The sequence below is a fragment of the Methylophaga thiooxydans DMS010 genome, assembly GCF_000156355.1.
Taxonomy (GTDB): Bacteria; Pseudomonadota; Gammaproteobacteria; order Nitrosococcales; family Methylophagaceae; genus Methylophaga; species Methylophaga thiooxydans.
Genome location: NZ_GG657892.1, coordinates 1 through 12,363, shown reverse-complemented (window position 1 = coordinate 12,363; position 12,363 = coordinate 1). Strand labels below are relative to the sequence as shown.

Annotated in this window: 20 protein-coding genes; 2 read left to right on the top strand and 18 right to left on the bottom strand. The window is 47.2% G+C overall.

What is annotated here, in order from left to right; all coding sequences use genetic code 11:
* Position 1: 1 nt before the first annotated feature.
* The 17 genes from MDMS009_RS03985 to MDMS009_RS03905 form a co-directional block, all read right to left on the bottom strand.
* On the bottom strand, positions 2-580 hold the full coding sequence (locus MDMS009_RS03985) for a 3TM-type holin (protein ID WP_008290135.1): 579 nt from the start codon (positions 578-580) through the stop codon (positions 2-4).
* Entirely contained in the window at positions 567-1,112 is a 546-nt protein-coding gene (locus MDMS009_RS03980) for a glycoside hydrolase family 108 protein (RefSeq protein WP_008290134.1), read from the bottom strand. Before MDMS009_RS03980 ends, MDMS009_RS03985 begins: the two co-directional genes overlap by 14 nt.
* A gap of 168 nt (positions 1,113-1,280) precedes the next feature.
* Positions 1,281-1,601, bottom strand: coding sequence for a hypothetical protein (locus tag MDMS009_RS03975; protein WP_043887798.1), 321 nt, complete (start codon positions 1,599-1,601; stop codon positions 1,281-1,283).
* A gap of 75 nt (positions 1,602-1,676) precedes the next feature.
* On the bottom strand, positions 1,677-2,585 hold the full coding sequence (locus tag MDMS009_RS03970; protein WP_008290124.1) for an AAA family ATPase: 909 nt from the start codon (positions 2,583-2,585) through the stop codon (positions 1,677-1,679).
* Entirely contained in the window at positions 2,585-2,959 is a 375-nt protein-coding gene (locus tag MDMS009_RS03965; RefSeq protein WP_008290342.1) for a hypothetical protein, read from the bottom strand. Before MDMS009_RS03965 ends, MDMS009_RS03970 begins: the two co-directional genes overlap by 1 nt.
* 16 nt (positions 2,960-2,975) lie before the next feature.
* Positions 2,976-3,584 (bottom strand): regulatory protein GemA, encoded by a 609-nt coding sequence (locus MDMS009_RS03960; RefSeq protein ID WP_008290338.1) that lies wholly within the window; start codon positions 3,582-3,584, stop codon positions 2,976-2,978.
* Positions 3,581-4,132 (bottom strand): HD domain-containing protein, encoded by a 552-nt coding sequence (locus MDMS009_RS03955; RefSeq protein ID WP_237700449.1) that lies wholly within the window; start codon positions 4,130-4,132, stop codon positions 3,581-3,583. The genes MDMS009_RS03960 and MDMS009_RS03955 overlap by 4 nt, the downstream gene beginning before the upstream one ends.
* 362 nt (positions 4,133-4,494) lie before the next feature.
* Entirely contained in the window at positions 4,495-4,719 is a 225-nt protein-coding gene (locus tag MDMS009_RS03950) for a hypothetical protein (protein WP_008290122.1), read from the bottom strand.
* Between the two features lie 8 nt (positions 4,720-4,727).
* Complete coding sequence (locus tag MDMS009_RS03945; protein WP_008290166.1) at positions 4,728-5,345, bottom strand: DUF3164 family protein; 618 nt, start codon at positions 5,343-5,345, stop codon at positions 4,728-4,730.
* Between the two features lie 13 nt (positions 5,346-5,358).
* Positions 5,359-5,628 carry a hypothetical protein gene (locus MDMS009_RS03940; RefSeq protein WP_008290127.1) on the bottom strand — a complete coding sequence of 90 codons (270 nt, stop codon included), beginning with the start codon at positions 5,626-5,628 and terminating at the stop codon, positions 5,359-5,361.
* 2 nt (positions 5,629-5,630) lie between these two features.
* Complete coding sequence (locus tag MDMS009_RS03935; RefSeq protein WP_043887799.1) at positions 5,631-5,963, bottom strand: hypothetical protein; 333 nt, start codon at positions 5,961-5,963, stop codon at positions 5,631-5,633.
* Positions 5,960-6,139 carry a carbon storage regulator CsrA gene (gene csrA, locus MDMS009_RS03930; RefSeq protein WP_043887800.1) on the bottom strand — a complete coding sequence of 60 codons (180 nt, stop codon included), beginning with the start codon at positions 6,137-6,139 and terminating at the stop codon, positions 5,960-5,962. Before csrA ends, MDMS009_RS03935 begins: the two co-directional genes overlap by 4 nt.
* A complete protein-coding gene (locus MDMS009_RS03925; protein ID WP_008290147.1) occupies positions 6,139-6,360 on the bottom strand; it encodes a hypothetical protein in 222 nt (73 codons plus the stop codon). Before MDMS009_RS03925 ends, csrA begins: the two co-directional genes overlap by 1 nt.
* Positions 6,360-6,971, bottom strand: a complete 612-nt coding sequence (locus MDMS009_RS03920) for a hypothetical protein (protein ID WP_008290358.1) — start codon at positions 6,969-6,971, stop codon at positions 6,360-6,362. Before MDMS009_RS03920 ends, MDMS009_RS03925 begins: the two co-directional genes overlap by 1 nt.
* Positions 6,968-7,732 carry an AAA family ATPase gene (locus tag MDMS009_RS03915; RefSeq protein WP_008290142.1) on the bottom strand — a complete coding sequence of 255 codons (765 nt, stop codon included), beginning with the start codon at positions 7,730-7,732 and terminating at the stop codon, positions 6,968-6,970. The genes MDMS009_RS03920 and MDMS009_RS03915 overlap by 4 nt, the downstream gene beginning before the upstream one ends.
* Positions 7,733-7,782: 50 nt before the next feature.
* Positions 7,783-9,951, bottom strand: a complete 2,169-nt coding sequence (locus tag MDMS009_RS03910; protein WP_008290354.1) for a transposase domain-containing protein — start codon at positions 9,949-9,951, stop codon at positions 7,783-7,785.
* The gene (locus MDMS009_RS03905; RefSeq protein WP_008290339.1) at positions 9,944-10,513 is read right to left on the bottom strand and encodes a hypothetical protein; all 570 of its coding nucleotides are present in this window, start codon (positions 10,511-10,513) and stop codon (positions 9,944-9,946) included. Before MDMS009_RS03905 ends, MDMS009_RS03910 begins: the two co-directional genes overlap by 8 nt.
* A gap of 15 nt (positions 10,514-10,528) precedes the next feature.
* Between MDMS009_RS03905 and MDMS009_RS03900 the strand changes: the two genes are divergently transcribed.
* Positions 10,529-10,981 carry a hypothetical protein gene (locus MDMS009_RS03900; protein ID WP_008290335.1) on the top strand — a complete coding sequence of 151 codons (453 nt, stop codon included), beginning with the start codon at positions 10,529-10,531 and terminating at the stop codon, positions 10,979-10,981.
* On the opposite strand, the gene MDMS009_RS03895 is transcribed toward MDMS009_RS03900, so the two are convergent.
* Positions 10,982-11,266 carry a hypothetical protein gene (locus tag MDMS009_RS03895; protein ID WP_043887910.1) on the bottom strand — a complete coding sequence of 95 codons (285 nt, stop codon included), beginning with the start codon at positions 11,264-11,266 and terminating at the stop codon, positions 10,982-10,984.
* 105 nt (positions 11,267-11,371) lie between these two features.
* Here MDMS009_RS03895 and MDMS009_RS15750 point away from each other — a divergent pair, with 105 nt between their 5' ends.
* Positions 11,372-12,190, top strand: a complete 819-nt coding sequence (locus MDMS009_RS15750) for an XRE family transcriptional regulator (RefSeq protein WP_008290350.1) — start codon at positions 11,372-11,374, stop codon at positions 12,188-12,190.
* Positions 12,191-12,363: the final 173 nt, after the last annotated feature.

Below are 12,363 nucleotides of genomic sequence, written 5' to 3'. Positions count from 1 at the left end.
CTTATTTACTTTCCTTGTTACGGCTTAAAAGAGTAGATAGATTCTGAAATACGCCCGGAGGTGGCGTTTGTCCGGCTGACACTTGTTTATCATCAGAACGCTTTTTCACTGAGACACCCAGCACAGCAAGCGCGATTGCCCACATACCAGATAGGTTGACCATGGCATTGATAACAGCAGGAGCGTCATTCGGTGAAATAACGATCACAATGCCCAAAGCAGACATTTGTACAAACCATGTCACGGCAATGGTGTAACCGAAGAAAGGTCTCCAGCGACGGACGAATGAATCGCCAGAGGTGTACTCGGTTCGCATGGTGGCGTTGATGGTGGCCAACTGCTTGTTCTCGGCTTCTAGTTCGGCGAGAACGATAACGTTCATTTCTTTTTGCAGTTTTAGTTGAAGCTCTGGATCATGCTTTATTTTGGCTAAGGCTTCATCAGCGTTACCTGCGCCCGTTACTGCATTGGCTGCTTTAACAACCTTATCAGCGACGTTACCAGCCCTATCCCCCATTAAAAGCCGGGTTAGCCCCGGCACGAATTGCGCTAATCCTAAAGCAATGCTAATCGGCTCCATGAGTCACCTCTGTATTGATAAATTGCTGCAACACAAACAGACGGCGCATCCAGCCCATAATGAAGCGTTCTTGTGATGGGTTTTCAACGGCGAGGTCATGATAGAAGTCAGCCCGATAGGCAAGGCTGAGAGTGAGCTTGTTAGTAAGGTAGTCTTCGTTATTAGCGAAACGTCTGATAGCGCCAAGCGTTTCATCACCGATCACACCATCTACTTCCACGCGATAAGCGCATTGAAGGAATTTGATTGCTGTTTTGGGCCGGTGGTTTACTACCGAGTCAAACAAGAAACAACCAATGACTGGTGGCAAATCGCCACAGCCATAGGCTTGCCAGTAGTCACGGAAATAGAGTGCAATGGCATCATCTAATGTCAGCAGTCTGATATTAAGATGGGGGTATTGACGCTTGCTGATGCCGTAGTTGGTTTCGCCACCGGCATCGTTTGGATCATCCACATAGCCGCCTTCAATCTTCAAGACATGATTGACTGCTTTGAGGAAAAGTTCTGGGTAGGTTTTGTTTGTGTCCATGGGTTGCATGATGCTTTCTGGCACAAACAAAAACGCCCTGAATGAGTTCAGGGCGCTGGGGTGTTACTACAATTTAGTTAAGCAGGTTTTAGAAGTCTGGGCAATCTTGAGTTATTTTTTTCAGACTGGCTGGAAGTTATAACCAAGCTGGAAATTTACCTATAAGATTCATTGGACTTGGTCTTTCAGCTGACACCGTTGAACCCAACCGTTTGACATTGCATCCATATCTACTTTTTCAAAACTCTGCCCGGAACGGGCTGCAAATCTCTCAGCTGCCATTCGGTAGCTATTATTTACCCAGTTACTACGCGACTCATACTGCTCATCATTCAATGTACTGGGGCTGCCATAAATGCGATTCGCTGCCAAACTCACCATACCCTGAGCAGTGAAAGCATCACACCATGGCTGGAAGAGTGAGTCATCGGCTGCAAAAACTGATGAAGAAAGTAGTAGCGCATAGATACAAAAAGCGAGTTTTTTCATTTTTAAGTTCCTTTTATCAACAACCGATACAACCGCTACAACTTAGCAGATAGGTTGTTCGCGTTGTAGTGGTTGTTAAACCAAACTATAGGTGTAAGCACCTTTTATTTTCTCAGATTGCCAGTGAATACGGTCAAAGCGATCTAGTCTATCACGGGCGGTTTTATCATCTTTTTTGTGACCGCAGGCGTCCAGTAGCTTGGTTTTATTCAAACTACCTTGCTCCTTCAGCACGGTTTTTACCTTGTCGATAAACGCTCTTTCTTCATCGTTGAGTGTGACTTCGTCGAGATCCAGTTCGGTTAAAAACAGATCTGCCACTTCTATTCTTAGTGCGATATTGGCAATGGCAGCACGTTCTTTTTTAACTTCGAGCAGCCAGCGAATTTCACCTTCGGGCGAGTCCGCTTTGATAAGACGGTACATATTATCGACGCTGTTACGTAGGTTGTTTGATCCTTGATAGTTGCTGCCGTTCTTGGTGGAGTGATGCAACACAATAATGGTGGCACCGGCGTCACGTATCTTTTTCAGCTTGTTGCCGATCCGCATGGCTGTCAGGTCATTATTGATATCACCAAAGTCTCTGAGACTGTCCAGCATCAGCAGCATGTTTTTAAACGCGTTGCCATAGGCTCTGTTTTCAAGCTCATCCAGCAGTTCGAGTGGCTCACCATTGAACTTACTGCGGTGCGAGTAGGTTAGATTCGGGCAGGCTTCGATCAGTTTATGTTCGATGCCACGCTCTTTCAGCACACTGATGGGGTTATCGACATCGATGTACAGCACATTCATCGCGCCTTGCTCACTACCACTGTTGTGTTCAGTGGCATATTTTGCCAGCCCGAAAAGCAACCAGCTTTTACCCATGCCGCCATCGGCATAGATCATAGTGATTTGTTTTTTAGGCAAAAAATTAGGGTATAAAAACTCAACACTATCGTTGAAGTCATCAGTTGTGAGTGGATTGATAAAATCGAACATTAAAAGAGATCCTGTTGTTTGTCATTTTCAAGTTGACGCTGTTTAGCCTGGCGTTTGTAGACAGCGCGTTCAGTAATTTTTTGTGTCCGGGCGACTTCTGCTTTGGTAAAGCCTTGATCAAGCAGACGGCTTGTCTCTGCCAGATCCACTTGGTATAGCCTTGCTTGAAGCTTGGGGATGGCGATTTTCTCATTACGGAAGGTATGCACGAACTGTTTGTATTGATCTGGACTAAGCACTTGCTTTAGGTCACCTTGCCCCGGCACTCGAATAGTGACACCACCGAACTGTTTCACCAGACGCAACAGTCCATCAAGACCGATCACATCGGCTATCTCTCTGGCTACAGGTGGTAAATAATCAGGTAAATTCACTGGCTCGGTACCTTGCTTATGGCAGCGCTACTTGAGTGGCACGTTCAAACGCGACTTTGTCATTAAGGTGATCGACGATGGCATTGAGTAGCGGCACATTACGACGCCACTTGCTGGCATTCGCACGGCCTGCTACCAGCTTCTCGACATAGCTTTCGCTCAGGTTCATGGCATCCAGTAGGTACTCAACGGTTTGCAGCAGGCTGCGTTTTTTCTGTTCCTGATATAACGCGGCAATGATCGCTTCAAACTGCTGACGCTTGTGCACCCACTCCAGACGTTCAATACCAGGACGGCCTGTTGTTGCATGGCCTTTACCACCGGTGACGTGCCAGGCTATGGTTTCAGCGTATTCCCAACTGAGTTGCATATCGGTCAGTAAGGCTTCAATTTTTGCCATATACGGGCTGCGATTGAATGGCTTTCTGCCTGCGCGTTTAGGTGGTTTAATCGCTTTGGCATCACGTAGCAAATTGACTAAATGTTTCAATTCTTTGTCCGTCATCTTGCTGCACGAACGTTCACCGGTATGGTCTCCTTGCCATGTGCGACGAGCTTCTTCGTCCTTAAACAAGCGGCTAGCGCCGATATGAACAAGCTGGATTAGCTTTTGTCTTGAACTCATAGCTGCCCCACGATTTGTAGATAACGGCCAACAAACATTAAAAACGCTGTGCTGGGAGACACTGGTTCAATGGCTTTTTTTAATGGCTCAATATCTTTAATTAACGGCCATTCATCATCGTGTGGTGCCATCAAGTCACGCTGCTCTGTGGCTAACAAGACCAAGTCTGCGTGCTTCACTTCTGCAGGCATCTCAGCGTCTAACCCAAAACGGCCTAACACGGCTTTTTCAACACGCTTCTCTATTTCACGATAATCGGGCAAGAGGTTTTTCAGTGGTCTGGCCACATCACCAACAAACGCCTCTGCGGCATCATGCAGCAGTCCGTGCAAAGCCATTTCAGGCGGTACAATTTCAGACACATAAACCGAATGTTGGGCTACGCTGTAGAACTTATTAGTGTGGCCAGCGAAGCGGCAAATGTTTGATAGGCCATGAGCGGCAACGTAAATGTCGAACTCAGACTCTTCAGGACACATAAAGTTAAAGTATTCACCACTGATAGTGAGTATGTCTGGTCGCATCTCGCTTGCTTCTTTCATGTTCATTATTTGGATTCCTCTAACGATCCCCAGCTCCATGCAATGGAGTTATGGCCACAATGTTTACAGCGGAGGATATGAATGTTTTCCGGTGTAACCTCTTTTGCTGTTTTGTACTTGTGACCAGATATATACCGACCACGACTAAGCGACCGCCAGATGCAACGTGCAAAACAGATTGGGTTCCTTAATTCATCCATATCATCTCCCGGATTTTTCACTGCCTTAACCCCAACGAAGGGGCTAAGTAATCCGTCTCGTGGATCAGTCGGCGTTGCCCGGCGGGGAGAAAGGTTATAAAACCCACCGTCTCAGCTGCAGTCTGTTAGTTTTTTGCTGGCACCACCTGTCTGCTGACGCGCCGTTGGTTAAGCGGATTTAGGCTGAATATCGATGACGCGATACTTCAACTGTCGTTGAACCCCATCACGGGGACTGGTGACGGTTGGTCGCTCACCAACTTTTATGTCTGATACAAACGTGCCACTCCAGATACCAGCCTGAAATGGTCTTGAATCAACAACGACGCCATCTTCATCGATGTCCCACTCCAGAAAGTCCTGGCCCCTGTCTTCGAATACAATCATTTCCATAGAAGACCTCACAGAGCAGCCATATCGAGAGCCAGATTCTGAAACTTGCTCTCGGTGGTCGGGCGGTAATAGAAACGCACATAGGCGCTGGAGCCAGTGATTTGCATCGAATCTTTCAGCGCCTCCATGGCTTGCTTCCATTTGTGATCGTCAATCTCCAGCCGCAGCAGTCCGAGGATTCGGGCAGCACTAAGCTGGCCTTCAGTGTTGGTTTTGAAGGCGTGATCGACCAGGGCTTTGATATTGTCGTTGCTGCCTTCTGACCATTCTTGAATGCATTCATCAATCAGGGATTTAGCTGCTTCAGCACGCTCATCGAAGTGCAACAGCTCGGCCATTTGAATGCGAATCTGGCGTTTACCGTCATAGCTGGTGAGGCTGATATTGCCTTTTTTGCCACCGAGCTTGGCATCGTATTTTTCTGCAACAAGCTCGACGAAGGCATAAACGTCATTCATCGCCTGAGCTTTGAAGGCGACCATCTGCTCTCGCAGCAACTCGGCCTTACCAAACAGTTCTTCGATAAGATCATCACGATCCAGATCGATTTGTTTGATTTTGCTAATGGGTACAAGGTGACCTTGTGCGTTCACCTTGTGTTGCTCTGTATTGATAGCTGTATTCATGGGTTACTCCTGTTTAAGCCACAACTTTCCACTGCACCTGGCAGCCGCTGACTTCTGTGGCGTAGGTTTCGAGACGACGTAGGCCGGTTTTAATGCGGGTTTTTGTGCCGCCCTTAAGTCCACCTGGACTGTCGTTGTAGCCGACGATGGTGATGGTCGGCTTTCTGGCTTCACCGATGTTGATATCGGTAATGGTGAGGCCACGTCGTGCTAGTTCTGCTAAGCAGTGGCGAACGTCTTCTACTTTTTTGCTGATGATGTCGTTACCCAAATTCTTGTTCATGATTAGGCTCCAATTTTGCTGTGTTCACAGCCGCCACGGCAGGCTCTATAAAGTTGAATGCGTGTCGGGTTTGTTGCTGCATACGGGCGGCTTTGGTATTCAATGCATTGGTCGCTGGGGATAGCACCAACCACCGGGCATTGCACACTGCCGGACATAAACTTGCCTTCAATGAGTGCTTGCAGTCGGTCAGTTCTGCCGGGGTATTTACTCTTGATGACCTGGTTAATCACGGTTGGTGAAGGAAAGCCATCATTCTGTCTGAGAACAGCGGCCACCTTGGCTTGTGATGTTTTCTCACATTCGGTTTTGAGTACTTGTTTCCAGTCGCTCATTTGTTGTCATCCTTTTCTTTCTGAATGCGGTTATAAATTTCTTCACGATGAACAGAGACATCTTTTGGGGCTTCAACCCCGATCCGGACTTGATTACCTTTGGTACCAAGCACATTCACGACAACGTCATCACCGATAATCAGGGCTTCGCCCACACGTCTTGTTAAAATCAGCATTACTCACCTTCCTTTAATGAAATGGGTAACTTGCCAAGCAGTGACAAACTAATCTTCACGCCTAAATGAACGCCTTTGAGCACCTCCGGATCGGTTATTTCAATCTCTTCACCGATTTTGATAGAGGCACCTTTTTGATCCACTATCAGCTGCAATTCATCAACTCGTTTCTGGTGCCATGCCATTAATTGTTGAATTACGTCTACTGTCGCTTCATCCATTACTCACCATCCTTTGGCCATACGACCTTGTTTAAATTGGGATCAAAGACTTGTTTAATGCGTTGAATCATCGGCGGCTTTGGACCGGTATTCATCGCGGGTAATAGTTTGTATCGCGCCAGACCACCACCATGGTTGGCTGGGATTATCTCTTTGAGATAATTCGCCTTAGCCAGAAAGGTGATGTAATCCTTGGCAGTGTTCGGTTCGATAGGTGTTTCTTCCGTAGAGGCTGATGCCACCAAATCACGCCAACTGAAATCACTCAGAATTCGCATGGTTCGCCACATCTGTTCACGGCTCTCGCCACCAGTGACGTGGTCACCTTTGCGGTTGACGCGAGGTGCATTCACACCGACATCACGAGTCAGCCTCCAGACAATGGCACCGCCCATGCGCTTGGTGGTGCGTTCCAGATAGCCAGCACCTTCCAGCCCTATCACGTAGGTTCTGGCTGTTCGGCGATTCACTTCATTCAGCTGTTTGTGATCACTGGTGTGTGCTTCCAGGTCAAGTAAAGAAAACACTTTCAATTCACGTATGGCTTGCCAGCAGGCATCTCTACCTGACAGCTTGCCGTTTGCTCTTGTGATATGAACAGGCTGTGTCATTTAACCTTCCTCCTGGGTGCGTCGCCGGTATAGAGGGGACGGTTACCCCAGAGTTTGACGTCGATTTGGTCGGTACCAGCTGAGTAGGCGGCTTGCTGAACTTGGTTGAGATTGACGCAGATTCGACGGGCGACGCCCATGCTTTCACGCTGGATGCGTTCGAGCAGGTCATCAGCAATGGTGATGTCCGGGCAGTAAAGTTGGGACAGTTGTCGTGTGTCTTCCAGATCGGCAGGTTGAGCGCCTTGCCAAGCCAGCATTCGATTGTGGAACCGTTCCCACTTGAGCAGCTTGGTCGGGAGCTTCTCTTCACCGATCAGCAGGATGGCAGCGTTTGATCCTTCATAAATGTCACGCACTACTTCGACGGCTTTCTTTTCGACGATGTGATCCATCTCATCGATGATGAGCGGCAGACCACTCAGCGCCAGCTGCTGACTGATTTGCTCGACCATGTCATAGTTGGTCTTATCTGGCTGGATGCCCATTTCTTTGAGAATGGAAAGGAGCAGCGCTTTTTTTGTCCAGGTGCTTTTGCATTCAACGTAGTAAGCGCGGTATTTATTCGCTGCATAAGCTGCAGCAAACGATTTACCCCAGCCACTCGGGCCAAAGAAAGTGACCATACCTGGTAGATGTGCTGGGCGATTCATCGCTTGTTCCAGCAATCGTGTACAGAGCATGACGTTTTTCAGTGGTGCCGTGGTGACAGAGGCTTCGACTCTGTCTCCCAAGTTGACCACGTTTTGATTTGTTGTCATTATTTACCTCATCACGTTTTACTTACCCGCCTGCCAGCGGGTTTGTTTTTTTATGCCTCGACAGTTTCGTCGAAGCTCTCAAAGTCAGCGCTGAACTCGCTCATAAAGCGGAACTCATCGCCTTTCTGGTACATCGCCCAGAATTTCTGATCAGCTGCTGAGAGTTGACTCCCTTCTCGCAACCGACGGTCTAAATTGACCCAACGCTTGTAGCGCGCTCTGGGGTCATCATTTCTTATGATTTGTGCTGCAGGCTCTTGTGGCTGTTGGAACTCGGCTTGGAATGTAGCCAGATCCTGTTTTTGTTCGTCAGTTAGTTGTGGCTGCGGTATGTGTCGGCCTAGTTCTGGCGCTGGGCGAAGTGGTCTGACCACTTTCGGGTTGGCGACTTCAGGCTGTGGCTGCAAAGGCAGGCGACTTGCCACTTCCATTGCATCCATCGCGACTTCGGCTTTCGCTGCCAGCTTGGTGGCCTTGATAAAGCGAGTGCGATGCTTGTTGAAGCTTCGAGCCGCTTCAGTATCACCAAACCCAGTAGCTTCAATACATTGCGCCTCACCGATATAGCGATTATCTAAGGTGTAGGCATAGACGATTTCATGCAGCGCTTGAGGGTCAAAACGAACGGTAATCTTCTGGCCTGCAAAGTCGAGCAACGCTGGCGCGTGGTAGCGGTTTTTGCCTTGTCCTGTGGCTGATCCGGCATCAAGATTAAATGATCCATCTTTCTGCACTTTGATGGCTTCAGCCATCAGCAGCCACATGCGACGTTGTTCTTGGTTAGCTGTTTTGATAACGGCGGTTTGATAGCTTTCGGTGAAAGCTTGATCAAAACTTTTTGTGCCGTTGCAGATTTCAGTGCGTCGAGCCGGTTTGGCATTCCAAGCAATGATTTCTTGTTCCAGTACTGCTAGGAACGTTTCAATGGGTACCGCTTTTTTGGCGTAGTTTTCTGGCTTGGCCATTGGGTTTGGGCCGGTATAGGCACCTTCAAACTTAGGATGCTTGTCCAGATATTCACCAAGACCACCAACACCAAAGGCACGTTCGACAGGTTTAGCCTGACCGTGTCCTTTGCCGCCAATCACTGATGTCCAGTGCACTTTGATACCGAGCGTAGGGAATAGGCCGAGTGGATCATCTTCTTTTACGGTGAAGCGATAGCGGTTTTTAACGCCACCGGTCATCCATTTATTGGCTGCAGCGCGGGTGTTATCAATAGTGACGTGTTCGGGTATGCCGAACTGATCCACAACATCGCCAAAACTGGCTCGGATTGAGTCGGTGTTTTCTGATTCATCGACGCGGTAAGCCAGTATTTTGCGGCTGTAGACGTCCTGCCAGAACCACGTTTTCATGCGCGTTACATCGCCATTTGGCAATAGAACAAACACGTTGTGTTGGTAGCCATCACCATTGATCCACTCAAGCGCATGTAGCTCTTGGACTGTTCGCTGTTGGGCAGGAAACAGTTTGATCAAACCGGCTTCACCTTCACGTAGATAAACGCGGGTTGCCAGCGGTATGGCTTTGATGCGACGTTCCAGTGTTTTTTTGCTGGGGATTTTCCAGCCTTGTTCGGCTGCAGTACGTTGTAGTCGGTAGTAACAGGCTTCGAACTCTGGCTGCTCCAGGCGAAGGTAATCGGCTTTGTAAAATTCCCAAGCCTCAGTATCCATATCTGCTGTGACCGTTCGGCCAACAAAGCCGGGTACCAGCGCGGCTAACCAGTCTTGACGAGCATAGAATTTCACCCCTTTCTTGCTCTTGGTACCGTGATACCAGCCTTGCATGGTGCGTTCACTAATGTCGTTTTGATCAGCCACCAGTAAGAAGGCATTCTTAAGTGTGGCGCCACCGTTTTCTGTCAGAGCCATGACCTGCAAAAGCAGGTTGAGTTTGTTCTGAGCTGCGTCCTTTTGTTTTTGTGGCTTGTTGTCATAGTGCTGCCATAATGCTTGAGGATCGTAGCTAAATTCAGTGCTTTCCGAGCTGCTCTTAACTGGGGTCGGCAGGTGTTGTTTTATCAACGCGGCCTGAGTTTCTACTGGCAGGCTGGAAAGGTGGTATTCATTTGCTGATCCACCTCTTACTTTTACTTGCCTTGTATTCCAGCCTTGTTTTGAGGCCTGCTGATTAACGCCACGCTTGTACTTTGGAAGACCTGGTTTGTTTGCTAATTCAGTTGCTGTGAACCATTCCCTGTTTTGTTCAGTCATCTTCACCGCCCTCAAAATCTAGACCTGGCTGACTCTGAGAGATAACATTTTCTCTGTGGTATGCCACGCCAGCTAACAGTCGAGTGAGCGCTGAAGTAAGGATATCTACCGACTCACCCTCACGATAAAACTTGATTAGCAAACTCATTGCATCTGCAGAAAGCTGCTGTAGTTCGGCTAAACCTAGTTCATCCACTTTTTTCCCTGTGGGGATTTGAATCATCAGCTTGTTACTTCGGTAACCCAGATATTGGGTGACATAATCCATCTCACAGATATGCTCATATGCCGGGATAAAACTGACTGGCATATCACCAGTAGAGAGCCATTTGTATAAGCGGTCTTCACTGACAGCCATCAGTTCAGCGATAGCTGGAACAGTTAGCCTTTTGAACTGTCTGGCGTACTCTTTATTAAGCCGCAGCGCGTCTTTTATATTGTTCGGCTGGATGCGTTTCCAAGCCACCTTACTTTTTGGAATTCTCATCACAACACCACTTCCAAATTTATTGATTGTTGCGGCAGTACTGCACGGGATAGGCTGGTTCTGCGTTTTAACCAAACAGGAGATAACAAAGTGAAAACAACCAGACCAGCACCCGTCAGTGCCGCGTATTTACACGGGCAGAATGATGGATTCATCATCATTTCATCGACCATGCTTTTATCCGAGCTATCAGCTTTTTTAAAAGCATTGAAAGTTGACAAATCGGACATACGTGAACCGGACAATTCAGAGGAACTTCCACAACTCGCTGAGACTGTTGCTTGGCAAGTTGTTGAAAACGTATTGCCGCCTTCATCCGCGACGCTTTGTAAGCAGATTGGCGATCTGGATCACCAAACCCAGGAGAAACTGGCATTCCGTCTTTATCAACTAAAAAGTTTGATTGCGACGTTGAAGCGCACTCATCCAGCCGATACTTACCTTGTGCCGCCGAACTGGAATCGCCGTTGGTTTGAACTGCTTTGTGGGCGCGTGCTTTTTGCGGATGTAAGTGCTCTTGATGCGGATAGTTATCAACCATGATTAGGCGCTCTCAGCAAGACCGGCTTCTGCCAGACGCGCTTTTGCTTGATCAATTTTGGCTTGGCGATCAGTTTTTACATCAGACTGATAGCGGGGAATATCCGGAAAAACTGCTGCAATATCTTTCTCGATTAGCACGGATATTGATCGTGCAACTCTTAAACTTTCCGCTCGTCTTGCACAAACATTCATTACATGCTGATGAGTGCAACCAATTACTTCACCAGCGACTAACCAAGAAAGACCTTTGGCTTTCAATGCTTGATGTATTTGCTTGTAGTTCATTGTTACAATCCGTAATTAAATATATAAGCGTTTACATAAATGCAAACAAAACATAACACCTGCAAAAATTATGTACACATAAAATAACATTGTCAAGGGCTTGTAATGGAATCATTAGTTTACATTGGCGGCAGAATACTAGAGGAGCGTAAGCGTCTACGCTTAACCCAGCAGGATGTTGCTGACTTTGTTGGAATCACAAGGCAGTCACAAGCCAAATATGAAAAAGGTGAACGTAGCCCTGATGCTATTTATTTAGAAAAAATATTAGGGCTTGGGTTTAATTCGTATTACGTGCTGACGGGGAACGAAACCTTTCCAACTCGATCCCACTTAGATGTTGATGATAATTCATCATCAACACATAGAAATTCAAACGAATCAGAAACTTATGAAAAGCGGGATCGAAAATCTAAAGTGGGGCAAGTCGATCCCACTTCCAACGAAGAAGTGGGATCGAGCATCAAAGACTATTCAGCAGGAACTGGTAGCATTATGGAAACATTCGCCCACATCCCACTGTTTGATGTAAAAGCATCAGCTGGCAACGGTTATGTCATTCACGAGGAAGAGGAAACTGATGCACTTATATTCAAAAAAGAATGGATATATAACGAGCTACACAGCAGCCCAGCTAATTTATATCTGATTTATGTAGAAGGTGAGAGCATGGAGCCTGCATTGCGTCCAGGCGACGTTATACTCGTTGATCACACTGACAACGTTGCTAAACGTGACGGCATCTATGTAATCAGAATGGGTGAGTCATTACTAGTTAAACGGCTACAGCGCCTACCAAGTCAGCGGTTAAAGGTTACCAGTGATAATCCAGCTTATGAGCCTTTTGAGATATCACTGGATTTTGATTTGCAGAACGAGCTTTCGATTATTGGGCGAGTTGTTTGGAGTGGTCGTCGTCACTAATGAGCTTGATCGCAATTCATGTGTCTAAATGTTTACTATATTTAAAATGATCGCGATCCATAATTAATTATTAAATAAGCTTTAAATGTTACTCAAACCCTCATTATTAAAAGCTTCTTCCCATTTAAAACCATTAAATCCCGTTATATCCCGTCTTACTTAATCCATCTGTC